Origin of the sequence: Adlercreutzia sp. ZJ154, assembly GCF_011039055.1 — a bacterium.
Classification (GTDB): Bacteria; Actinomycetota; Coriobacteriia; order Coriobacteriales; family Eggerthellaceae; genus Adlercreutzia_A.
The window spans coordinates 1-23,028 of sequence record NZ_JAAKEF010000022.1; the positions used below are offsets into that span (position 1 = coordinate 1).

18 protein-coding genes are annotated in these 23,028 nt (G+C 49.7%); 12 read left to right on the forward strand and 6 right to left on the reverse strand.

What is annotated here, in order from left to right; all coding sequences use genetic code 11:
- From G7Y37_RS08115 to G7Y37_RS08145, 7 genes are all read left to right on the forward strand, one after another.
- On the forward strand, nt 1–995 hold a 995-nt coding region (locus tag G7Y37_RS08115; RefSeq protein ID WP_165062968.1), incomplete at its 5' end, for a leucine-rich repeat domain-containing protein.
- Nucleotides 996–1,098: 103 nt separating this feature from the next.
- Nucleotides 1,099–3,042, forward strand: a complete 1,944-nt coding sequence (locus G7Y37_RS08120; RefSeq protein ID WP_165062969.1) for a hypothetical protein — start codon at nt 1,099–1,101, stop codon at nt 3,040–3,042.
- Nucleotides 3,043–3,147: 105 nt separating this feature from the next.
- Nucleotides 3,148–5,709 (forward strand): InlB B-repeat-containing protein, encoded by a 2,562-nt coding sequence (locus tag G7Y37_RS08125; RefSeq protein WP_165062970.1) that lies wholly within the window; start codon nt 3,148–3,150, stop codon nt 5,707–5,709.
- A gap of 49 nt (nt 5,710–5,758) precedes the next feature.
- Entirely contained in the window at nt 5,759–6,346 is a 588-nt protein-coding gene (locus G7Y37_RS08130) for a hypothetical protein (RefSeq protein WP_165062971.1), read from the forward strand.
- A gap of 99 nt (nt 6,347–6,445) precedes the next feature.
- Complete coding sequence (locus tag G7Y37_RS08135; RefSeq protein WP_165062972.1) at nt 6,446–7,186, forward strand: hypothetical protein; 741 nt, start codon at nt 6,446–6,448, stop codon at nt 7,184–7,186.
- 101 nt (nt 7,187–7,287) lie between these two features.
- Nucleotides 7,288–8,004, forward strand: a complete 717-nt coding sequence (locus G7Y37_RS08140; protein ID WP_165062973.1) for a hypothetical protein — start codon at nt 7,288–7,290, stop codon at nt 8,002–8,004.
- A gap of 133 nt (nt 8,005–8,137) precedes the next feature.
- Nucleotides 8,138–11,821 carry a hypothetical protein gene (locus G7Y37_RS08145; RefSeq protein ID WP_165062974.1) on the forward strand — a complete coding sequence of 1,228 codons (3,684 nt, stop codon included), beginning with the start codon at nt 8,138–8,140 and terminating at the stop codon, nt 11,819–11,821.
- Nucleotides 11,822–11,867: 46 nt separating this feature from the next.
- On the opposite strand, the gene G7Y37_RS08150 is transcribed toward G7Y37_RS08145, so the two are convergent.
- Both G7Y37_RS08150 and G7Y37_RS08155 read right to left on the reverse strand, forming a co-directional pair.
- The gene (locus G7Y37_RS08150; RefSeq protein ID WP_165062975.1) at nt 11,868–12,122 is read right to left on the reverse strand and encodes a Txe/YoeB family addiction module toxin; all 255 of its coding nucleotides are present in this window, start codon (nt 12,120–12,122) and stop codon (nt 11,868–11,870) included.
- Nucleotides 12,115–12,372 carry a type II toxin-antitoxin system Phd/YefM family antitoxin gene (locus G7Y37_RS08155; RefSeq protein WP_165062976.1) on the reverse strand — a complete coding sequence of 86 codons (258 nt, stop codon included), beginning with the start codon at nt 12,370–12,372 and terminating at the stop codon, nt 12,115–12,117. Before G7Y37_RS08155 ends, G7Y37_RS08150 begins: the two co-directional genes overlap by 8 nt.
- A 240-nt stretch (nt 12,373–12,612) precedes the next feature.
- Between G7Y37_RS08155 and lysA the strand changes: the two genes are divergently transcribed.
- The 4 genes from lysA (at nt 12,613) to G7Y37_RS08175 (ending at nt 17,592) form a co-directional block, all read left to right on the forward strand.
- A complete protein-coding gene (lysA, locus tag G7Y37_RS08160; RefSeq protein ID WP_165062977.1) occupies nt 12,613–13,968 on the forward strand; it encodes a diaminopimelate decarboxylase in 1,356 nt (451 codons plus the stop codon).
- A 292-nt stretch (nt 13,969–14,260) separates the two neighbouring features.
- Nucleotides 14,261–15,544 (forward strand): homoserine dehydrogenase, encoded by a 1,284-nt coding sequence (locus tag G7Y37_RS08165; protein WP_165062978.1) that lies wholly within the window; start codon nt 14,261–14,263, stop codon nt 15,542–15,544.
- On the forward strand, nt 15,544–16,242 hold the full coding sequence (locus G7Y37_RS08170; RefSeq protein WP_241156073.1) for an HAD family phosphatase: 699 nt from the start codon (nt 15,544–15,546) through the stop codon (nt 16,240–16,242). The genes G7Y37_RS08165 and G7Y37_RS08170 overlap by 1 nt, the downstream gene beginning before the upstream one ends.
- Nucleotides 16,243–16,263: 21 nt before the next feature.
- Entirely contained in the window at nt 16,264–17,592 is a 1,329-nt protein-coding gene (locus G7Y37_RS08175) for a putative ABC transporter permease (RefSeq protein WP_241156074.1), read from the forward strand.
- Nucleotides 17,593–17,600: 8 nt separating this feature from the next.
- Here the strand turns inward: G7Y37_RS08175 and G7Y37_RS09250 are convergent, their stop codons facing one another.
- Genes G7Y37_RS09250 through fabG form a run of 4 tightly spaced genes read right to left on the reverse strand, consistent with a single transcriptional unit; the run spans nt 17,601 to nt 22,641 of the window.
- Nucleotides 17,601–19,991 (reverse strand): acetyl-CoA carboxylase carboxyltransferase subunit alpha, encoded by a 2,391-nt coding sequence (locus tag G7Y37_RS09250; protein ID WP_241156075.1) that lies wholly within the window; start codon nt 19,989–19,991, stop codon nt 17,601–17,603.
- An 8-nt stretch (nt 19,992–19,999) separates the two neighbouring features.
- Nucleotides 20,000–20,530, reverse strand: coding sequence for a 3-hydroxyacyl-ACP dehydratase FabZ (gene fabZ, locus G7Y37_RS08185; protein WP_165062979.1), 531 nt, complete (start codon nt 20,528–20,530; stop codon nt 20,000–20,002).
- A 42-nt stretch (nt 20,531–20,572) separates the two neighbouring features.
- Nucleotides 20,573–21,889: a beta-ketoacyl-ACP synthase II gene (locus G7Y37_RS08190; protein WP_241156076.1), complete on the reverse strand. Its 1,317-nt coding sequence runs from the start codon at nt 21,887–21,889 to the stop codon at nt 20,573–20,575.
- A complete protein-coding gene (fabG, locus tag G7Y37_RS08195; protein WP_165062980.1) occupies nt 21,886–22,641 on the reverse strand; it encodes a 3-oxoacyl-[acyl-carrier-protein] reductase in 756 nt (251 codons plus the stop codon). Before fabG ends, G7Y37_RS08190 begins: the two co-directional genes overlap by 4 nt.
- A 160-nt stretch (nt 22,642–22,801) precedes the next feature.
- Here fabG and G7Y37_RS08200 point away from each other — a divergent pair, with 160 nt between their 5' ends.
- Nucleotides 22,802–23,020: an acyl carrier protein gene (locus G7Y37_RS08200; RefSeq protein WP_165062981.1), complete on the forward strand. Its 219-nt coding sequence runs from the start codon at nt 22,802–22,804 to the stop codon at nt 23,018–23,020.
- The last annotated feature ends 8 nt before the right edge of the window (nt 23,021–23,028 follow it).

A 23,028-nucleotide genomic window follows, 5' to 3' on the forward strand; every position in this document is an offset into this window, starting at 1 on the left:
TTGCAGAAGGTGCTTTCTGGGGAAACGAAAGCTTGGCAACCATCGTTTCAGATGGAAAAGTTAAAGCCATTGAAGCTGGAGTTTCCAGCCAGATTGAAGGCACCTACGATATATACCCAGCGTTTGCAGGCGCTGTTGTACAGGGTGCTACTGTTGCCCTGCGTGTTTCTGCAGATGAACACGATGCTGCTAAAGCTGCTTGGGAAGCGGTAGGGTTTTGCAACTTTGCTGACCCGGCAACACCGGGTCAAGTTGAAAGCCCTGAAGAAAACGAAAGCGGCTTTACATTTACCTTGCAAGACGACTACACGCTAGCAGTAGGCTGGGCGGGCGAGGATATTCCGTCGGCTGTTGTCATACCTGACGCTGGTGTTGTAGCGGGCATGGAATACACCGTATCTACCATTGCCGGTGGCGCATTTGATGGTCTTGCTAATCTTGAGGCTGTCTATATTCCGGACACAGTGAAAACCATAGGCAAGCGCGCATTTGCGAACACGAATCTTAGTAACTTTGTGGTGCCAGCGCAGCTGCAAGTCATAGATGACGAAGCTTTCGCCAACATCGACGGTATAACAATTGTGGATGCGCGGGGTACGGCGGCGGTAGCCGCGAACGCTTTAGATGGCACCACCAACGCTCATGTATACGCACCCTACAACGAAGCAAACGAGTACGCTTGGAAGACGGGAGTGCCTGCAACTGGCAATACTTTTCATCCCTTTGGCGTGAAGCTGAGCTCTGATACCTTCGATATTTGCGTTGGGGACACCGTTTCGCTCTTCAATGGAGAGGGATATATCTACGCAACCGGGGATGTGTATCCCGTAGTAACCTACCCTGCCAAATCGTTCTCTATAGATGTAGACGCAGGAACGATAACTGCGCTTTCTGAAGGCAATATGCGCTTCCATATAAGTCTGGCAATCGACATCGATCGATTGCAGCCAGATGGTTCCATCAGTTCAGAGACGCTTACGCTTCTCGAACCATAAAACCCCAAAGCCCCAATTCATACAGATATATCACGTATCCAAGGTACCCGATAAACATAGGGACAAGGCACGTGCGTGCCACGAGTAGTAAAGGAAGAAGGAAATGAAGACAACGAGTTTGACCAAACGGATGATATCGGGGGTGACAGTTGCCGCTCTTGCGCTGACGATGTTTCCGCTCATCCCCGGTACGGCTCATGCTGTGGAGGGTGTGGCGAATGGCTCCATTGTTGAACAAAGCGACGAAGGCATAGACCCACTCGCCGTCCAAGCCATTAACGTATCCGTTCCTGTTGTAGTCACCTTCGGTGGCACTGAGGGTTACGATATTGCCAATCCCTCCGATAGCATCACCCAAGGATTTAAGATACAGAACAAGGGCGATACTGCTCTTATGGTGAAGGGCATCGAGATTAACGGTTCCACCGATTCTACGTGGCAAGACATGTTCGAAGCAGTTAGCCCCACTGAAGAGGTTACTAACGACTCACGTTTCTTCGGTGCGAACTACAAGAATTGGTTTTCGCTGTATCCAACCACTCGCCCCGATCAGGCTGTTGATACCGACGCAGACGAGAGCTTGGTTGCGGGTACCTATACCAAGTTTGCCAACGACTTGTTCTTGGTCGGCTCTAATGGCGAGCTTGACTGCACGTGGCGGCTGAACCTGACGAACACCGACGACTCTAACGATTACTACAAGATGCCTACCTATACCGATAACAGCAATGTGGTTACGGCAACCACGGCGGGAAACAAGGACGTACAGTTTAACGCCGCCAACCTTAATTCTATTGCTGATGGCAGCTTCCATAAGCTGGTAGACGTGAAGTATTACATATCCGAATATGTGCCAAAAGGTAGTTTGACCGTGCGTAATGGCGACGGTACGATAAACCAAGAAGCTACCAACGCAAAGCTGGAACAAAACTCGGCATTTTATCTGATTGATAGAGGCACGAACGAGTGCTTTAGCCTTACTGACGTGAAGAACCACTCCAACGATATCACCAAAAATGGCGAAAATTCCGTTTACTACGGCATGTATCTGAACTACATCAAGGACGAGAGCGCCTATGAGTGCCGCACCACATGGGGTACATCTTGGAAGGTGCCTAACGAGATTAAGGGCATCTCTGGTCCTGATACGGCTACTACAGAAGAGCAACTGGCTGTGCAAGACTCTATTCGCTACGACCTAGACATTGTTGGTCTTTTGCATGATGACAGGGCTGACAATACTGGCAAAGCTGGTCTTACCTTCCAGTTCAGCGGTCTGCTCTATCCTGATGTCGTACTCGATGACGCTAATAATAGAAAACGCGTGGCATTAACTCAGTCAGGACCTGAACCTGGTTATGGACCTGTGAATGAGACAAATTCTTATCCTGATGGTTCTGCTTGGATAGATAACAGAGAAATGGGATGGCGGTTCTGGTCTAAGTCGCTAGACAATCGTGGATATAATAACCCAACTTGGAAGACTTCGTTGATAAGAAATGAAATGAATCCCCCGAGTATGCAGTACGCATCCAGCTATAGCAATATAACAAATAGCCGCATCTGGAATAAGATTCCATCTGCTTTACAGACCAATATGGTTTCAGTCAAGAAAGCAACTGTTGAATGGAGCGGTTCAGACTTCGCAATAGATGCCGAGTTGTCAACAGATAAGGTATTCCTTGCATCTGCTCGTGAACTTTTAGGAGATGCGGGCATCAAGAATACTGGTAATGCTAATTCACTATCTAAAGAAGGTTATCAGTACGAGTATTACAAGGTTCGCAATATTCAGAATAATGTTTCTGGCGCTACGAACGAACCGTTGCAGCGCTATTACTTGAATGAGGATGGTACCATCTATTCCGGTTCCAATCAATGTGAGTGGGAGAACCATCGTTCCGCTGCTAGTGGTCTAGCGGGAAGCAGATTATTGTATAAAAGGTTCTACAACGGTTCTGCGTCTTCCTTGTCGCGAGTCGACGTGCTGTATGGCTATTCTGGATTCACTACTCCCATTTCCTTCTCCCCGATGTTCTGCCTGTAAGCAGGCGCATCTAGCAACTAACACATCGCGTAAGGTCTGCTGGTTTTAACCAGCAGACCCAAGCGAAGCTCTAACTTTTTAAACATTTATGTAAGAGGTACGCATATGCAACGCATACAACAGATACATAGAAAAGGCAGATGCCTCGCCGTGGCGTTTGCGTGCGTGCTCGCTTTCGCACTTGTAGAATCGCTGATGGGCTACACGGAGGCGTTTGCTGAGGAAATGGATGCTACGGCGACTGTTACCTCGGCGATTGGCGTGAAGGTCATAGATACCTCAACCGACGTTCCCGATGGTCCGCGTCCGGGGCAGAACATCGACCCTGAGAAGGACGATTTGGGCAACCTGACGGGCAACGTGTTCGCCACTTCCACCATGGGAATTCGCGTCATAGATTCCTCAAATGGTGTCGATACTCCAGACCCCGGTCAGAACGTTACACCCGAGCAAGACAGTTCCGGCAACCTTACCGGCAACGTGATAGCTACCTCTGCACTAGGCATCCGCTTCACCAATTCCGAGTTCGTGAAGGACTATACGGTGGAGTGGAAGAACTACGACGGGTCGGTGCTTGCTACCGACACGGTAGCGTGGAATACAGTACCCGCATATACCGGTTCTGAGCCTACAAGACCTGAGGATTACGACTATACCTATGAATTCGCCGGATGGGATAAACCTATTGATCACGTTTTTGAGGACACTGTCTATGAGGCTACCTTTACCGCCGTGCCGCAGCCGAGCTACGAAGTCACCTTCGATCGCAACGATGCGAGTGGGGATACAGTGTATGCCACCGAGACTGCGACGAAGCGAAGCGGCTATAAAGTAGTAGCGCCGTCTCCGTCTCCTGAGCGTGCAGGTTACACGTTCGGCGGTTGGTATCGCGACAGTTACTGCACCCAGCCGTTCTATTTCGATAGCACGATAGTCTCTGCACCTATGACGCTTTACGCTAAGTGGGAGTACGCGGTATACGAGGTATCGTCTACGCTTGGCATCAAGATTATCAATACCGCGCAGGATGTGCCGGATGGACCGGCTCCCGGCGATAATACCGAAGATGAACGCGATGACTTGGGTAATCTGACCGGCAATGTTACAGCTACCACGACGCTGGGCATCCGGGTTATTAACACATCCAATGATGTGCCGGATGGACCGGCTCCCGGCGAGAACGTAACCGACGAGACTGACGGTGACGGCAATCTGACAGGCGACATCATCGCCACTTCTGCCCTTGGTATTCGCCTAATTAACAGCGAGAACGCTCTGAGCACTTACACGGTAACGTGGGTTAATGAGGGTGGCGAGGTGCTTGAGGTGGACACCGGTCTGCGTTGGGAGCAGATGCCTTCCTACGATGGACCGATACCCGCTAAAGCGGGCGATGCGCAACACACCTATGTGTTCGCCGGCTGGTCTCCGAAGGTTGACAAAGTGCTGCGAGACACCACCTATACCGCTACATTTAATGATATGGGTCCGAACGAGTACGCCGTGCATTTCAAGCACAACGATGGTACCGGCAATGTGACCACTGAAGTAGTTGCGGCAGGCAGCCCGGTTGAGGCGGCCGATGCGCCAGCATACGAGGGTTACACCTTCGACGGCTGGTTCGAGGGCACCGAAGCTAACGATGGCACTATCACGTTCGGAGATAAGTTCGACTTCGCCACCGAGATAGTTGCTGAGACTACGCTCTATGCGAAATGGACACCCATTACCTACACAATCGACTACTACAAATACTCGGGGGATTTGTCTGCCATGCAGACAGCAGATGTTCAAGCGCAGGCAGAAGCAACGTTACCTACATCGTCTAATGTGGCAAGTTCGGTTACTGGGCACAAGCTGTCTGCTTGGTATGCATTCACTGAGGTTCCTGCCGGCGATGCGGTTAAGCTTGCTGAGGGCAATGGTTGTTGGCTGGCAGACCCGGCAGAGGGCACGGCTTCGCCAACGGCGATTGAGCTTGCAAAGGCTGCGGGTGTGGCTACTACTGGCACTACAGGAGATGCAAGCCTCAACTTCACAGTGAAACTCTACGCTACATGGACCCCGGTCTACTCGGTGACAGTTCCGCTGGATACGATAGCGAATCGCACTTTCACTTTGAAGAACGGTGCCAAACAAGCTTTGGCAACGGATAGCCTCACCTTTACGAGCACGACCCCTCGCGAAGTGGAATTGAGCGCTGCCTCGGTAATCGATTCTGCTAACGCCGAGAACATTAAGACGGCATTGGGTGTTAATTCGATTGGCGACATCGATAGCAGCTATGTATACAAGTTTGCCAGCGATGCCACCGATAACCATGACGGCACTGTGGTCATTTCTGGTGGAAGCAGCCCCATTACGATCAACGGCAGTTTAGACAGTACGCAAGACATTGGAAGTACGCCGGCGAAGACGGTAGAGGGTGAGGCCGTTAAAGCAGGCGGCAAGCTTACAGGCAAGCTGGTTCTGCAGCTGGGCAGCAGCGCTAACCCAAGGCAAGAGGGTGCAGATTGGGGCAAGCTTAGCACCATCACTTGGTTTGCCGACATAGACGAATCAGGTGTGGGGCAAGATTCCGGCAACTGGCTTTATGCAAGCGAAGATGCCATTTATGGCGTTGATGTCTCGCAGACACGACAAGTGAAACATCCCGTGCCCCTCTAAGTCTGGGGGCTTGAAATACGACACGCAAACGATGATTTGAAGGATACCGATGACAGACAAAAATTCAAAATACAGGCAGGTAGGCATGAAGATACCAAATGGCACACCGCATAAGCGTCCAGCATCTCAAGCACCAAAATCAGGCACCAAGCGCACTGTACTGATAATTGTTGGCTGCGTGGTGCTTGCTCTTGCCATATGGCTGCTCGTGTGGTTGTTCGCATGCAATGGAAATAGCCTTTTCGACCCCAGCGCTCAAACAGGTCAGGCTCCCTATAAGACCGACGAAGAGATACAAGCTGAACTAGACCGCACGGTCGAGGAAGGCATGTTCAATATTTCCATCGCTTCTGTCATTGAGTTTGAGAACGGTACGTCATCGGGTACTGCCTATATAGAAAATGTACCGGGCAATCGATACAACATGCAAGTGACGATAACCGATGACAGCACAGGAGATGTGCTTTACGAAAGCGGCATTCTGCAGCCCAATCAGTACATAGAAAACATCACTCTAGCACGCGATTTGGACGCTGGGAGCTATCCGGCAACGGCTACCTTTTCGGCTATTGATCCCACTACCTACGAGGAAATAGGACAAGCAGCAGCAAAGGTAACTCTGAACGTTAAGGGCTAGGAGCATCCGCTTAATTATGCAAGGTACCACGCGGCGATGGGAAGCCGCAGTACATACACGAAGTTAGAAATGGCTTATAGACAACAAGGAGGAAAAGCCATGAAGAAGACCACTAAGATTATGAGTACGCTGGCACTGTCTGCCGTACTGGCTATGGGTTGTGCCGTGCCTGCATTCGCGGCGGATGGTGACACCCCGAATTACGGCTCCAAGGTTGGCGAAAGCGGCACTCAGCTGAACAATACGAACACTAATCCCGATGACAATGTTGGAACTGTTACTAATGGCGCGGGCGCTGCTATGACCGACATCAACCTGCGCACCACCACCGACCAGATCAACTGCATGCTGCCGCTTGAGATGACTGTAGCAGCCAAGACTCTTGGCGGTCCTATCATCTGCCCGAGCGCTGGTGCCTACACCATCCAGAATAACGTTGAGACTGGTAGCCTTTACATTATTGGCATGAAGGCCGAGCTACAGGAAGGTTGGGCCGCCTCAAATAAGACTGCTCTGCCGGGTGAGAACGAGAGCATTCCCGCCACTGGGAGCGGTCACGGCACCGTCTACATGCAGGTGACCGCTAACTCTGATACCAAGGCGCTTACCGAGAATGAGAAGACATCCAAAGAATATACAGATATGGCTTGGGCTGTTCCCGCTAAGAGTGATTCTGGAGCAGGTAGCCTAGCTCTCGATCTGGCAGGTCACGCATCTGAAATCACGGGCATTGCAACCGATGAGGCTGCTGGCGTTAAGTTGATGAAGGTGACTTACACCGTATCGGCTATGCATCCGAACAACGCCACCATACTCGCTAGCGAAGTGACGGCGGAATAGTCTCTTAAATGTCAAGACATTCGCGACAAGACGATACTAGACAACCTGTGGGGGCTGCATATCCTGCAGCCCCTAGCACCGCCGCGTCCAAAAGCTTCGGTATGAGAAACCCCTCTGTGCAGCCCGGTCAGGATGCAGTACATGCACAGGCTCAGACAGCAGCACGGCAGCAAGGGTATGGACAGCCGGGCCACTATGGGCAAAGCTACGCTCAGCAAGGGTATGCCCAAACAGCCTACAACTACGATCCTCGCTATGCTCAGTACGTTCAAGCGAACTACGTGCCGCCTGCCACGAGTGTAGCTGTCGAGAGCAAACGTAAGAAGCGGGGAGTGGGCTTCTGGATAGGTATTGCAATAGCCATCTTGGCACTCGTAGCTGCTGTCTTTTTGGCATACATGCTCTTCTTCGCAGAAAAACCGAGCAACCGAGCAGGTAGCTTGGGACAGCTTGAAGGGAAGAGTGAAGCCGAGATACAAGCCGAGCTGGACCGTATTGTAGAGAAAGGCATGTTCAACATCTCTATTGCGAGTGTGGCGCAGTTTGCAAGCGGCACCGCAGAGGGTGACTTACGCATTGAAAACGTGCCGGGAAATCCATATCTGATGCAGGTAACTATTACTCGTGACGACACGGGGGAAGTGATATACGAGAGCGGGATTTTGGAGCAGAACTACCACATACAGAAGGACGCGCTTAGCGTGGCGCTGCCCAAGGGTACCTATCTCTGTACCGCTACTTTCCACGCGCTTGACCCTAACACTGAGGAAGAGGTGGGAGTTGCAGCCGCGCAGATAGTTATAGAGATTCTCTCGTGATGATTCATATCGGGCAGAGAGCAGAATCCGTGACTGGGTTCGCTTTACGCCCGCTATGACAGTGAAGGGTGCGAATGTACCCAAGGGATGAAGAAACTGGGATAGGGCATTCGAAGGTAAAGGGATGAAGGCCATGAAGACACTCATGAACAAGATGATAGCCTGTATATCGGCAGCAGCGCTTACATTGGGGCTGCTGCCGGCATCGGCAATAGCGCTTACGGAAAGCGACCTTATAGGGGAGAGCGCAACCTACACGGGCACGGGTACTCAAGAGGTATCGACCGACATCAACTTGGTGACATATGGTGGTCTTGCTGTTGTCCCTGCAGATGAGCAGTTCCTCGAGGAAGACTATTCGACGGGCGCACCCATAACGGTGTGGGTGTCGGGCACTTCGAGTGCCGAGCAGGCACCATCCGGCACGTGGAAGTGGGCTCCTGCTGCCTACAAGAACAACGGCAATCCAGATTTTGAGAGTGCCTATGCGAAAGCGACCGTGCTTGCATCAGCATCCACCGATGGTGCCACATACGACACCGAGAGTCGTTGCTGGGCCTTCACGCATATACCGCGCGCAGACGGGCTTGCACCGGATGCTACTTACTGGTACTGGTTAGATGTAGCGGATGGTTCAGGTCTTACCGCCTCTACTGCCCAGCAGGCGAAGGACGATCCTTACGTGGTCGTGCGCGAGAGCGGGTATAAGCCCGGTCCTTTTTTAGACGGTCCATCCGGTGAGTGGACTTTCGCGCTAGCAGGTGTGGGTGTAGACAAGATAGACGGGCATATCCTAGCTACTAACGATGCTGCGGGTTCAATCAAGATAGGCTCGACTATTTACACGTCGCCCCTGTTCGCAACCGATTCCTCTTACAAGGCACTTGTACAAGCTGCTGGTAGTTCTATGACAACAGAAGGGGCTTGGAGTGTCTCTGTGCGCGACGTTATTCCAGAAGGGGCAGATGCTTACGTTTCTGCTCCAATTATGGTGGCGATAAATGCAGCTGACATTGAATGGCCTGAAGGCACAACTGCGCCTATTCCCGGCACTAGTTTTGAAGTGCTACGCATAGACCCTACAACTAGCAAAGTTATAAAGCTTTCAAGCGATGCTGCTTATGGTCTTACTTATCACGAAAGCGGGCTTATCACTTTCTATGTGTCCGATTCCGGCAAAACTGGAGACATTGGCACGTATTCACTTGCTATTGCCCAAACTAGTCAAGATGCCAACCGTGCGTTCGAAATAGCAACAAGTGCAGGCGAAAATGGCACCATATCTGGTGGCGGAAGCTATGCATATGGTACTGCTCCAACCTTCACATTTGAACCTACCACCCAAGGATATGAAACGGACACGCTTACCCTTTCCATCTATTCGAAAAAAGGCGACTCTGCTCCAAAAAAGACCGTCAATATCAAGAATAAAAATGCCTCCGAGGGCGACAGTTCGTATGGTACATGGGAAGGCAACTCGTACACGCTGCCTGCTACATTTAATGAAAACAAAGACGAACCCTATGCAGTTTTGACAGTTGCGTTCAAATATAAACAAGACACAGACCCTGAAACGCCGGTCAAACTAACGGTGAAGGCTACAGGACCCGGTAGCGTTTATGTGGGAAGCAATTTGCCCGAGACATGCGTAAGTGAAGCTGAAAAGGTTTTCACCACGGGTCAGACTTATGGCACTTACACTTTAGAGAAAAACAAAGCGGTAGACCTGATATTTGCATCAGATACTAATGCGCGCGTAAAAAGTTTAACTATTGCAGGGCAGAATTTTGAAGGCATAGATGCAAGCTATCAGATATCTAAGCTAACTGAGGATACAGTTGTTGAGGTTGTATTTGAATACGGTGCTATTGTGGTGCCAGATCACACTGTAAGTGCAGTTTATGACAAAACTAAGGCGCGCGTGGGTTTCGGGGAAACTTCTACCACGTGGGCGGATTCGACAACTGTTGCCGATAAGGGTTCTGTAACTATGCTTGTGCGACCGCTAAGTGGTTTTGCGGTTGAAAGTGCAAAATTGTTCTACGGCGATGTTGAAGGAGCGGATGTAACAGAGGCTGCCAAAGCTGGTCTGATTCAAATTAACAATGTTGTACGCGATACGCAGGTGCGCTTCGTTTTCGCCACTCTTGAAGCCAGTTTTACGCTTTCAACTGTTGTGCCGGGTTCTACTGTGAAAGACGCATCGGGCAAAGTGCTTGCAGCGGGCGCTGCGCTAACTGCAAGTGGAGAGGCAGATGCAACACTGACAATTGTGCTTGATGCGGGCAAAACTCTTGATATGAATTCGGTCAAACTGACAGGTAGTGCGGGCGCTGTTAGCCCACAAATTGCAGGACCTTCTACAGTAGGAGGCAAGCAAGAATATAGCGTTACTGTAAGTTATCAAAACGTGGCAGATGCAGGTGTAGGCGCAACTCTTAGCTACGCGCTTAAAGATGGCGGCTCTACTGGTCCTGATAATCCGCCAACTCCAGCAGACCCTGAACTGCCCGGCGGTACCACTTTGCCGGGCAACAGCGGTGATGGCAAACTTGAGGGTGGCTCGGTTGTTGCAGCCGATACCAATGGCGATGGCAAAGCCGACAGCGTAGCCTATGTACCTGAAGAAGATAATGGTGTAGTTGACACTATCGTAGTTGATGGAGTTACGGTACTAGATGAGTGGGGCGTAGAGCTTAAAGATACAATGGATGGTCCGGATTCATCAGGCATTTTGACTGATTCGGCTACGGGAGTCCGCTTTGACACAACAACCGGTGAATACATTACGCCAGATGGTAATCGCTACACAGTAAATGCGGAAGCCGGGCAAGTAACAATTACGTCATCCGATCGCGACTTAAAGCCCACCGGGTCGTTTGCTACAACACTTAATCTAACTGTAAATGTAGTGCCTAAGGTGGAGGCAAGCGATGGCGGCAGCGTGCTGCCTGCAGGCGTGTTTACATGGAAGCGTAATCTGCCATTGATTATTATATCTGCTCCCGAAAATGGCAAATGGCTGAACACTCTTGAGGTAGATGGCGTTGAATGGGAACATGTTCCAGCAACGCAGAGCCATGTTGATCAGCTTAATAATACACTTGCAACTATAGATTACCTGAACGGTGCCATGAAAAGTCGCATAAGCAACGTTTCTAGGCAAACCGACCTTACGCCGGCTGTTCAAAATGTGAATAATACAGTTACGCTGCAGCGCACAATAGCGGCGCTTACTGGGGCTGAGGTTGCGCATGCAGCGCCCGACAACATTGTTCTTACCGAGGGTATGCGGGCGGCTGTTGTTCCAGCAGATTATTTTACTGGCAATAATCCCAGCGTTTCTGTTCGCGCCGATTTTGGGGAACGCGAATACAACATAAGTGCGCGTATTGATGGTGGGCATGGTCGCATTGCGGGTACTTCATCGTCGGATGAAACTTTCACGGTGAAGCATTTGCAAGCTGGAAGTTCATACGCATTAAACTATGCGGCTGACAATGGATATCGCGTAGTGGGTGTTACCGACAATGGCGTGGCAGCTACTGGTTTCACGCAGACAACATATAAAGTGAACAACATAGCCGACGACCACGAGATTGTAGTAACCATAAAGCCTGTTAGCGCCCTTCCTGCAGGTGCGACAGATCCGGTATCGCGCACAATTAGACGTTTAACCAGCCTTGCTCAGACGGGCGACTTGAATCTGCCCGGTATGGTGGGTTTGCTAGGAATTGCTTGTGCTGCTGTGGGTGTTGTGGTTATTACTTCCAGCAGACGCAAAGAAAGTAAAACTGCCATTCATGCCGAAAAATAGGGAAGCAAGACAAAAGGCGAGACGCGAGACTATCAAGTCTCGCCTTTTAGTAACGATCTTTGCAAGATAAGATCCATATATTGCTGTCTTGAATTGTGTAGATCAATCTATTTGCAGCATCTATTCTGCGCGACCAGCAGCTGCTAAGTCCGAACTTCAGCGGTTCGGGTTTGCCAATTCCAGAAAATGGATCGCGTTCTATATCTTTTATAAGTGTATTTATGCGTTTCAGCGTCTTTTTGTCTTGCGATTCCCAATATAAATAATCGTTCCAAGCGTCATCGGAAAATACTTTATGCATTTAGCAGCTCCTGCTGAATGCCGTTTCCGCTGCGAATTTGCTGCAATCCACGAAGTATTTTATTGTGAAGCTCCGGATTTTCGTATATGCGGATAGTTTCCATTAGTGAATCATAATCGCGAGCATTCATAACCACTACATTTTCGGTTTCATCGCGATTTGTTACAAGCAAGCTTTCTGCGTTATCTCTACAGCGTTGTATTTCCGATTTCAAATCTTTGCGAAAATTGCTATATGTTATCGTTCGCATGTTAGCCTCCGTACTTGTACAATAATTTGTACAAGTATATGACTTTATACCTTGCAAATCAATATAATTGGCGGGATCGCAGTGAAGGCTGCGCAGTTTCCGAACCCTACCGTTCCGATTTCATACATTCGTTATATGTCAAGTTACCTTATTGCCAATTTGTAAAATTCCAATGCTGAATCGGCGGGCAAGTTGGGCTTTGTTAAAATGTTGCAAATTAATTATGTATAGGAGAAAAATATGTCTTTACCTGCGTCAGACCTTACGAAACAACCTGATAACCGCACCACTATGCAGCTTGGAAAAGTGTTGCCCCGCACAGCAGAAGTGCGCGACGACCATCTATTTATTGGTGGGGTTGATATGGTGAACCTTGTTGAAGAACAGGGTAGTGCGCTTTATGTTTTTGATGAAGCCGACCTGCGCTGGCGCATGGCAGAATACATACGCGCATTCCGTAGCCGCTATGAAAATTCCGATGTTATATACGCCAGCAAGGCGTTTCTGAATAAAGCAGTTCTGCGAATAGTGGCTGACGAGGGGCTTTGCTTGGATGTGTCGGGTGGCGGCGAATTAGCGTGTGCGCAGTTCGCAAATTTCCCTACTGACCGCATTTTTATGCATGGCAACAACAAAACACCGACCGAGCTGGAAGAAGCTATGCGTGCTGGCGTAGGTCGCATAGTTGTCGATAGCCGTATAGAACTTGCGCGTGTAAGCGAAATAGCTGGTCGTTTAGGCATTGTGCAAGACATATATATGCGCATAACACCGGGCGTAGAAGCCGACACGCATGAATACATTCGCACGGGTTGCGAAGATTCGAAGTTTGGCTTCACTATGCTGGATGATTTTGCATACACATGTGTGGGTACTGCGCTTGAAGCCGCCAATGTGCGCCTTGTGGGGCTGCATTGTCATATTGGGTCACAAATATTTGCGCTGCATTCGTTCCGTGAAGCTGCCGAGGTTATGGTTGATTTCATGGCGCGCATTCGCGACGGTTACGGGCACACCATAGCCGAACTAGATTTGGGCGGTGGTCTTGGCATTGCCTATACTGCTGACGACAATCCGCCTTCAATAGATGAATTCGCCGAAGTTACCTGCGACGCGGTACGAAAGGCATGCGAAAAGCGAAATTTGCCGTTGCCGCGCCTTCTGGTAGAGCCCGGGCGCAGCCTTGTAGCCAATGCGGGTGTCACCTTATATACAGTTGGAATTTTGAAGACGCTTCCCGGCATTCGTAAGTATGTGGCTGTGGATGGCGGCATGAGCGACAATATCCGCACCGCGCTATATCACGCCAGCTACGAACCTACTATTGCCAATAAGGCTGGTCAGCCGCGAACTGAAATAGTTACGCTTTGTGGCAAGCATTGCGAAAGTGGCGACGCTGTCGTAGTGGACATGCCTTTACAGCAAGCCGAATTGGGCGATGTGGTGTGCGTGTTTGGTACAGGTGCATACTGTGCCACTATGGCAAGCAATTACAACGGGCAGCCACGTCCCGCAATTGTGTTTGTGGCTGACGGACAAGCACGGGTTACTACACGCCGCGAAACCTACGAAGACTTGTATTCTCGCGATTTGTAAAAAAATTTCAGCTTTAGTGGTCAAAACTTTCGACTTTCCATGGTGAAAGACGCGAAATTCTGCCTACTGATGCACTGGCATCTCCTGTTTGCCCAGTGTTCTCCACATTTGGGGTAGGATATGTGGCATTGCGACCATGGAAAGTCGGAAGTTTTGACCATTTTCCCCCAAAAAAATTGCCCGCCACCCATAATGAGGTGCATGGCGCAAGAAATAGAGCGCAATAAGTTTGCCTGCGCATAGTTCCGCTATACTGGTATAACGCATTTTAGTAAGCTGCATTGGAGAATTCATGGCTATAAAGATAGGCTTGGTAGGAACCGGAACAGTTGGCGGTGGCTGCATAGATATACTGGCGAAACATCGCACCGATTTTCAGAGGCATTTAGGGGTGGATGTAGAACTTTCTCGTGTATGTTCTCTTAATTCCGCCGAAGCAGAAGCTCATGGCGTAGGGCATCTATTTACTGCCGACTTCCACGATATAACCAACGATCCTGATATAGACATTGTCATAGAACTAATAGGCGGCACGACAGTAGCCCGCACAGTTGTGCTAGAGGCTTTATCGGCTGGCAAGAATGTAGTTACCGCGAACAAAGCACTTATGGCTACACATGGCGAAGAAGTTATGGATGCAGCAGAAGCTGCTGGCGTGGAAATTGCATTTGGTGCCAGTGTGGGTGGTGGCATTCCTATAATTGGTCCGCTAAAGCACTCGCTTATTGCGAATCAGATAGAGTCTGTAATGGGTATTGTGAATGGCACTACAAATTACATGCTTACGAAGATGGCAGAAGAGGGCGTAAGCTACGAGCAGGCGCTAGCCGAAGCGCAAGCTGCTGGTTTTGCCGAAGCTGATCCATCGGCTGACGTGGATGGTCTTGATGCCGCAGCTAAGATTGCAATTTTGGCATCTATTGCATTCAATTCGCGTGTAACAATGGAAGATGTGTATGCACGCGGGATAACAACCATTTCCACCACCGACTTAGATGCTGCGCGCGACATGGGTTATGTGGTGAAGCTTTTGGCTATTGCGCATCGAACGCCGCAAGGTATAGATGTGCGTGTACATCCCACTATGCTGCCGGTTGGTCATCAGCTGGCAACAGTAAATGGTGTATTTAACGCTATTTATGTTGTGGGCGATTTTGTGGGTGAAACCATGTTCTTTGGAGAAGGTGCAGGCGCGGGTGCGGCGGCTAGTGCCGTAATGGGGGACGTGCTGGAAGTGGCGCGCCATCTGACGCAGGGCGTTGCGCCTATAGTGGGCTGCACTTGCACCGATAAACTGCCAATTTGCCCTATAACCAGCCTTTCCATGAAATATTACATGCGCTTTACCGCGGCAGATCGTCCGGGCGTGCTTGCCTCTATGTCAAGCGTATTTGCGAAATACGACGTAAGTATACATTCCATGATTCAGCGCGGTGCTGCGCCAGATGGAACGGTGAATCTGGTGTATGTAACGCATGTTGCGCGCGAACAAGACGTGCGAGCCGCCATAGATGAAATATGCGCTTTACCAAATACTGTGTCGGGTGCACCTTCGCTAATTCGTGTAGAGGAATAATGGCAAGATTGCATAGCGCCAAAACGATGGATATAGGAGTTATTTTCGATTGCGATGGCACGCTGCTCGATTCCATGAATATGTGGCATTCGCTAGACGATAAGTTGGCTCAGCGTGCAGGTGTATCTTTCACAAAAGAGGACAAGGATTTTCTTACTTCTGGCACATTGCTTGAATGCGGCAACTACATGCACGACAAATATGGCATAGGCGAAAGCGGAGTAGATGTAGTGCGCATTATTAGCGAGGAAACGGCTAGGTGGTACGAATCCGAAGCTGTAACAAAGCCCGGTGCGCTAGATTTTATATGCGGCTTGCATGCGGCTGGGGTGCCTATGGCTGTGGCGTCTTCTACGCCTACTCGTCTTTTGCATTCCGGGCTTGAAACTGCGGGGCTGGCTGGTTTTATGCGTGCTATTGTGTCGGTTGAAGACGTAGGTTCGTCAAAGCGAGAACCGCTAGTTTACGATACTGCGCGCAAGGCGCTTGGCACGTCGCAGAAATATACGTGGGGTTTTGAGGATGCACTTTATGCTGTCGGCACGCTTTCAAAGGCAGGCTATCGCACGGTGGGTGTATACGATAGCGATATAGCGGGCACACCCGAAGAGCTAAATAAAGCGGCTGATATGTTTATCACTTCGTTTACAGAAATAACAGCAGAGGGCTTTCTTGAGTTAACCTTAGCCTATCAATAATCGAACCGGAGGATTAATTTCATGGCGGGCAATGATAATAGCCAAAAAGAAGAACAATCTAGGCGTCATCCGCGTAAAGGCGAAACGCTTTCCTCTAGCGCCGATTTTCGGAAAGAGTTAAGCGAAATCCGCAACGACATACGTGAGGTGTATGACACTAGCTGGTATAAGCGTATGGTAAGCGCTCCGGTGGATAGCGAAAAGCTGCCGCTGGCTATGAAGATATTTGGTGTCCTGTGCATTTTGGGTGCGCTATATGGTTTTGGCAACGTGGTATGGGATTTAGTAGATACGATACATGCATTTCAGTCGGGCAAAATGGCTGCAATGGGCACATCTACCACGGTTGTAACATTTGTTTTTCTAGCTGATCTGATTCTTATTTCGCTTAGTGTTTTGCTATACGGCATTGGCATCCTTCGCAATCAGCGTAGGTTTGCCGCGCTGATTATATACGCGCTGTATGCGCTGCTGGTTTTGGGTGTTGTCTGTTCCATAATGCTAAACGGCGTTAGCGCATACCTGATTCTTTATGGCGTATTATTCGGAATTCTTATTGCTTTTCAGGTTTATCTCGATCCCAGTTTAAGCGACGAGCGAAAATTGCAGCGCATGCTGCGCGAAAACGAAATTCGCCAAGAACAGGAAGAAGGCACGCTAGGACGCGATGCAAGTGGCAAGGGCTACATTGACCTTAACTTCTTCAATCTGTTTTGGATATTTGTCGTGGTGTGCATTTTGGGCGATGGTATGGAAACGCTGTATCACTATTTTGTGGTTGTCCCGGGCGAATGGCAAGACCGTGCAGGGTTGTTGTTTGGTCCATTCAGTCCAATTTATGGCTGCGGTGCCATACTTATGACACTTTTCCTTAATCGTCTGTATAAGCGCAACGTTATAGTTATTTTCTTGTGTAGCGCTGTTATTGGTGGCGCTTTTGAATATTTTGTAAGCGTTTGGATGCAGTATGCGTTTGGTGCGGTTGCGTGGGATTACACCGGGCAATGGCTCAGCATAGATGGTCGTACTTGCGGTTGGGCTATGTGTGCGTGGGGCTTTTTGGGAGTAGTGTGGATAAAGCTGTTGCTGCCGCTGTTGCTGCGTGTGGTGAATTTAATTCCTTGGAACTGGCGCTATGCTGTTACGGTTGTGGCTACAGTACTTATGCTTGCCGATGTGGTTCTTACGCTGGAATCGTTGGATTGCTGGTACGAGCGCTTGGCAGGAGAACCGATTACAACGCCTATTCAGCAATTCTATGCCGATTACTTCGATAACGAATATATGGCAAATCGATTCCAGTCGATGACGATAAACCCAGACAACGCCGTCCGCCAAGGAAGCGTTTAGGCTGTTATCTAAAACGACCTAAAACGGGAATAGCGCTGTTCGCGTAGTTCTTCGGGTGCCATAGCACAAAGTTCATCGAGGGCTGCGGTTATGTAAACCCATACTGCTGCCGCAGCCTGATCGGGGTTTTCGTGTGCAGCTTGTGCACCTTCGGGAATTACATCTTCAATAACACCCATAGCTAACGCATCGGCGGCGCTCATTTTCATTACTTCGGCAGCTTCTGGGGCGCGACTGCCATCTTTCCATAAAATGCTGGCAAATCCTTCGGGCGAAAGTACCGAATAAACGGCATTTTCTTGCATGGCTACTCGGTTTGCCACAGCAAGAGCCAGCGCGCCGCCGCTTCCGCCTTCGCCAAGCACCACTGTAACCACAGGAACAGTAAGCCCCGACATAAGCGCAAGAGATTCCGATATAGAATTGCCAATGCCGTGCTCTTCTGCTTCGCGTCCGCAGAATGCCCCTTGCGTATCTACTAGGCAGACAATAGGGCGACCAAATTTTTGCGCTTGTTGCATAAGGCGTTGCGCTTTGCGATAGCCTTCTGGTTGCGGGCAGCCGAAATTGCGCGCTATGCGACTTCTTAAATCTGGTCCTTTTTCTTGGGCTATAACCGTTACTTCGCGCCCATTTATCCTGCCTATCCCGCCAACTATGGCACCATCATCGCCGAATGCACGGTCGCCGTGTAATTCGATGAAGTCTTTTACCATGGACTCTATGTAATACATAGATGTGGGGCGCTTTGCGTTGCGCGCAAGCTGCACGCTTTCCCAAGCTCGATTGCTAGATTCTGCGGGTTTAGCACCGCGCACTGGTAGATTTATATTGCTTGTCGCAGGCTTCATGTTGGGCAGATCGGCTACGCCTTTATTGCGAATGGCCCACCACATGCCAGCTGCCGATGTTTGTTCGCTTAAGACATGTCCGAGCGAACCAGCCAATCCAGACAGGCTGTTTTTTAATGCCGCAAACGATGAGGTGTCTTTAATGTATTCTTCCGAAGTTTTGGTATTAACTTGCTCTGCTGCGTTCAAGTCTTCAAAAGACTCTTCAATACATGTTGTCGTGCTCTCAGTTTCTGCGGTGCTTGCGTATGCGGTGCTTGCGTATCCGTGCAGGCTTAATATATTGGCAAGTTTATCGCGCATATCGGTGCGCTCTACTATTGCGTCAATCAAGCCGTGCTCCAGCGCAAATTCGGCGCTTTGGAAATCTTCTGGAAGAGTTTGCTTTATGGTGTCTTGTATAACGCGCCGTCCGGCAAAACCCATTAGCGCCTGAGGCTCGGCAAGTATTATGTCTCCCAGTGTTGCGAAAGATGCTGTAACTCCGCCAGTTGTGGGATCGGTTATTATTGAAACAAATAGCAACCCCGCGCGCGAATGCGCTTCAATTGCCGCAGAAACTTTCGCCATTTGCATAAGCGACGCTAAACCTTCTTGCATGCGTGCACCGCCCGAGGCGCAAAATATAACAACAGGTAGCTTCTCTTCTGTGGCACGCTCTATCATGCGCGTTAGCTTTTCGCCGACTACGTGCCCCATGCTGCCCATCATAAAGGTTGTTTCCATTATTCCGACCGCAACAGATACGCCTTTGATGCTTGCTATTCCGCAGCATACGCCCTCGTTTTTGCCGCTGCGTTTGCGGGCGCGCTCTATTATGGTGTCAAATTCTGGGAAATCTAGAGGATTAGTTTCTGCCAGATCGGCATCTATTTCCTGAAAACTGTCTTTGTCGAAAGTAATTGCTATGCGCTCTGCCGAATCGATGCGATAAAGCTTCTTGCACGATGGACATTTCCATTCATTTTGCTGCACACATGCCTTATCGTGCGTAAGTCCACAATGGGCGCATTTGCACCATTGCGCGGGTGGAATTTCCGGGCTTTCGGCGGTTGCGTTAGCCCACATCAGAAGTGCTCGGTCGCCTTCGTGCGGGGTTAGCATAAACAGCCCTCGGCGTTGTATTTCGCTGCACAAAAGGTTACTTGGGCTTTCGCGAAGCGACCATAGAATAGTCTTCGCCCCCATATTTTCAGCTGCTTCAAGTATGGCGAATTCATTAGTGAACAGGCGCTCGTCGAATTTCGGTCCTAAAGGCACTACTTGCGCTAAGCCGCCGAAAGAAAATGCGCGCAGTTTGTCGCCGGTGCCAGTTGTAAATATTGGGCGTACTCCGAAATTTGTCGCAGCGCGTACTGCATTTTTTAGCGGCGTGCCAAAACCAACAATAAGTACGGGTCCCGGACGTTTTTCGCTAAGCTGACTTAGCATATAAACCATAGCGGGTTTTGTAGCATCGGCTTCTTCTGGCTGTTCTACAGGAGCCGCGCCTATGTGCTGATCTATTGTGCCAAAATCGCTGTATTTGTAATAACGTTCGGGATCCATATCACACCTTAAGGAAGTATTATTGGGGTGGCATCGGATGCTTTTGCAGCCGATGTGCTGTTCTCGGCATTTTCTATTATGTCTTCTTTTTCGTCAGGCGTAGCAAAGAAGTAACGCTGTATGGCCTCAGCAACAAGCGCATTGCCTTTGCGGGCTTTCACTTGTGCTTTGCAGAATTTGTTGCTGGCTTGCAGTATTCTGGCTTCAAGTTCTATTGTGTCGCCCGGCAATACGGGTTCGCGAAAACGCGCTTTATCGATGCCTGCAAGATAACCCACTTTGACTGTGGCGTCTTGATTAGCCATAAGGCAACAGCATGCGGCTTGCGCCAGAGCTTCCATAACTAAAACTCCGGGGAAGATTGGGTATCCGGGGAAATGGCCTTCAAACAGCGGCAAGTCGGGGCGCACATCAAGCTCTGCCAATATATATTCGCCGGGTTCGCATATATCTATGCGGTCTACCCACACAAAAGGATCGCGGTGCGGAAGCAGCTGCAATACGCCTTCTTTGCTGCATGGGAATTCTACATTTGCCATAATTGCCTCCTTTCGCTTGCGTGGGTCAAGCGAAGTTGAAAATTATTCCTGATACGGAGCCAACGCCAATGTGGTGTTGTGTCCGCCAAATCCAATAGAGTTAGAAAGGGCAATTTTTTGCGGATGGTTGCGTAGCGCATCGGTAAGCACAGTAACGGGGCATTCTGGGTCGGCTTCGGCAAATCCGGCTGTGGGTGGCACAAGGTTATTTGCCAGCGAAAGTGCACAAACTATGGCTTCAATTGCGCCAGCAGCACCTAACATATGACCAGTTATACCCTTGGTAGACGTAACCGGTATATCAGCTTTGTCTGTGTCTAGCAGTTTGCAAAGCGCGTGTGCTTCTGTGGAATCGTTCAGTCCGGTAGATGTGCCGTGCGCATTTAAGTGACCTATGTCAGAAGGCTCAAATCCCGCTTCATCTAGCGCCATCTGCATTGCGCGAGCAACGCCTTCACCACTAGGTTCTGGCGCTGTTATATGGTAGGCATCGCCGGTAGCGCCGAATCCAACTATCTCGGCAATTATATGAGCGTTGCGCTCCAGCGCACTATCTAAGCTTTCAAGCACCAGTGCCCCAGCGCCTTCGCCCGCAACAAAGCCCGATCTGTTTATGTCGAATGGGCGGCTTGCAAGCAGCGGGTCGCTTTCATGAGTAAGAGCGCCTAAGTTTGCAAATCCTGCAATAGATATATCCGATATTGATTCTTCAGCGCCGCCGCAAAGAGCTCTGTCGGCTATGCCAAAGCGAATCAGCCGATACGCATCGCCAATGCATTGTGTGCCGGTTGCGCACGCTACGACACAGTTAGTGCATTCGCCTTTAAGCCCGAAACGGATAGCTAATTCTCCGGCAGCTATGTTGCTAATAATTGTTGGAATGAACAAGGGGCTTACGCGCTTTCCGCCTTTTTCATGCAGTTTCACAGATTCGTTTGTGAACGTATCCATGCCTCCGATGCCGCTACCAAATACAACAGCGAAGCGGTGTGCGTCTATGCCATCTGACAGTTGCCAAGGCGATTCGTTGTTATCTTCGCTATTTTGTACCAGATTGGCTTGCTTCATGGCTTCATCGGCTGCTACAACAGCGTATTGCACAAATTTTTCCCAGCGCCTAGCCTGCTTTTTTGTAAGCCCAAGTTGAATGGCATCAAAGTTGTGAACTAATCCTGCTACATGTATGTTTACCGCTTCTGCTACTTCGTTTTCAAGCGGGCTTATGGCGCATTTGCCATCAACTGCGGCGTTGAATAGAGCATCCACACCTATTCCTGCGGGCGACACTGCTCCCATTCCGGTTATTACTACACGCCTAGGCTCTATAGTATTGTTGCGGTTGTTTTCAATTTTGCTCACAGCGATATCCCTCCGTCTACGCCAAGCACTTGCCCGGTAATATATCCTGCGTCTTCGCTTGCTAGAAATGCTACGGCTGCAGCTACATCGTTAGTTTGCCCAAGCCGCTTTAGCGCTATTCGCTCTGTAAGTGCATTGGCGGCTTTTTCACTGAGTGCCGCTGTCATGCTAGTTTCTATGAAGCCCGGCGCTACGGCGTTGACTGTAACCCCACGTGCACCTATTTCTTTGGCGGTAGCCAGCGTAAGTCCTATAATGCCCGCTTTTGATGCTGCGTAGTTTGCCTGACCGGCATTGCCGCGCACGCCTACTACGCTGCTGATGTTAATAATGCGCCCCCAGCGCTGTTTGCACATTACTGGTACTGCGTGTCGCATGCAATTGAAAGCACCGCCAAGATTTGTATCAACCACAGTTTCAAACTGATCTTCGCTCATGCGCATAATTAATCCGTCGGCGGTTATGCCGGCATTATTCACTAACACATGCAGCGCGCCGAAATGTTCGACCACTTTGGCTACCATATCTTTTGCGCTTTCAAAGCCTGACACATCGGCGTGTACACACATGGCTGACACGCCGCATTCTTCCTCAATTTGGTCACGCAGTTCTTCGGCGCTTGTTTTGCTGCTTTCAGACCGGTAATTTATTGCTACGTTCATGCCTGCCTGCGCTAGTTTTAGCGCAATGGCGGCTCCTATTCCGCGGTTAGCTCCTGTTATTAGCGCTACACGCTGCTCTTTATTGTTCATAAGTCCTTCTGACTGGCGCTTTGCCCCTTTTATTTATAAATAGCATTTTAGGAATTATAACTGTACGCGCAGCAGAAAAGTTGACGAAAACGCCCGGCATAGTAAGTTAGTGTTGCGAAATAGGCTAGAATGAACCGCGGCCGAAAAGAAAGGAATTCAAATGGCAACTATTGATACTATTGCAAAAATTTTGAACGACAATTTGGATATTGAAACCGATAAGGTAACAGCCGATGCTACATTCGATTCTTTAGGCATTGATTCGCTTGATATGGCAGAGCTTACTTGCACATTAGAAGAAGAGCTTGATATCGATTTTGGCGAACCCGAAGGTTTGAATACTGTAGGTGATTTGGTCACTTATATAGATTCTTTGTAAACCGATTC

What these genes read in the sequence shown, in the direction of transcription:
- G7Y37_RS08120 (WP_165062969.1), top strand. Translation starts at nt 1,099, where the DNA reads ATGAAGACAACGAGTTTGACCAAACGGATGATATCGGGGGTGACAGTT.
- G7Y37_RS08125 (WP_165062970.1), top strand. Translation starts at nt 3,148, where the DNA reads ATGCAACGCATACAACAGATACATAGAAAAGGCAGATGCCTCGCCGTG.
- G7Y37_RS08130 (WP_165062971.1), top strand. Translation starts at nt 5,759, where the DNA reads ATGACAGACAAAAATTCAAAATACAGGCAGGTAGGCATGAAGATACCA.
- G7Y37_RS08135 (WP_165062972.1), top strand. Translation starts at nt 6,446, where the DNA reads ATGAAGAAGACCACTAAGATTATGAGTACGCTGGCACTGTCTGCCGTA.
- G7Y37_RS08140 (WP_165062973.1), top strand. Translation starts at nt 7,288, where the DNA reads ATGAGAAACCCCTCTGTGCAGCCCGGTCAGGATGCAGTACATGCACAG.
- G7Y37_RS08145 (WP_165062974.1), top strand. Translation starts at nt 8,138, where the DNA reads ATGAAGACACTCATGAACAAGATGATAGCCTGTATATCGGCAGCAGCG.
- G7Y37_RS08150 (WP_165062975.1), bottom strand. Translation starts at nt 12,122, where the DNA reads ATGCATAAAGTATTTTCCGATGACGCTTGGAACGATTATTTATATTGG.
- G7Y37_RS08155 (WP_165062976.1), bottom strand. Translation starts at nt 12,372, where the DNA reads ATGCGAACGATAACATATAGCAATTTTCGCAAAGATTTGAAATCGGAA.
- lysA (WP_165062977.1), top strand. Translation starts at nt 12,613, where the DNA reads ATGTCTTTACCTGCGTCAGACCTTACGAAACAACCTGATAACCGCACC.
- G7Y37_RS08165 (WP_165062978.1), top strand. Translation starts at nt 14,261, where the DNA reads ATGGCTATAAAGATAGGCTTGGTAGGAACCGGAACAGTTGGCGGTGGC.
- G7Y37_RS08170 (WP_241156073.1), top strand. Translation starts at nt 15,544, where the DNA reads ATGGCAAGATTGCATAGCGCCAAAACGATGGATATAGGAGTTATTTTC.
- G7Y37_RS08175 (WP_241156074.1), top strand. Translation starts at nt 16,264, where the DNA reads ATGGCGGGCAATGATAATAGCCAAAAAGAAGAACAATCTAGGCGTCAT.
- G7Y37_RS09250 (WP_241156075.1), bottom strand. Translation starts at nt 19,991, where the DNA reads ATGGATCCCGAACGTTATTACAAATACAGCGATTTTGGCACAATAGAT.
- fabZ (WP_165062979.1), bottom strand. Translation starts at nt 20,530, where the DNA reads ATGGCAAATGTAGAATTCCCATGCAGCAAAGAAGGCGTATTGCAGCTG.
- fabG (WP_165062980.1), bottom strand. Translation starts at nt 22,641, where the DNA reads ATGAACAATAAAGAGCAGCGTGTAGCGCTAATAACAGGAGCTAACCGC.
- G7Y37_RS08200 (WP_165062981.1), top strand. Translation starts at nt 22,802, where the DNA reads ATGGCAACTATTGATACTATTGCAAAAATTTTGAACGACAATTTGGAT.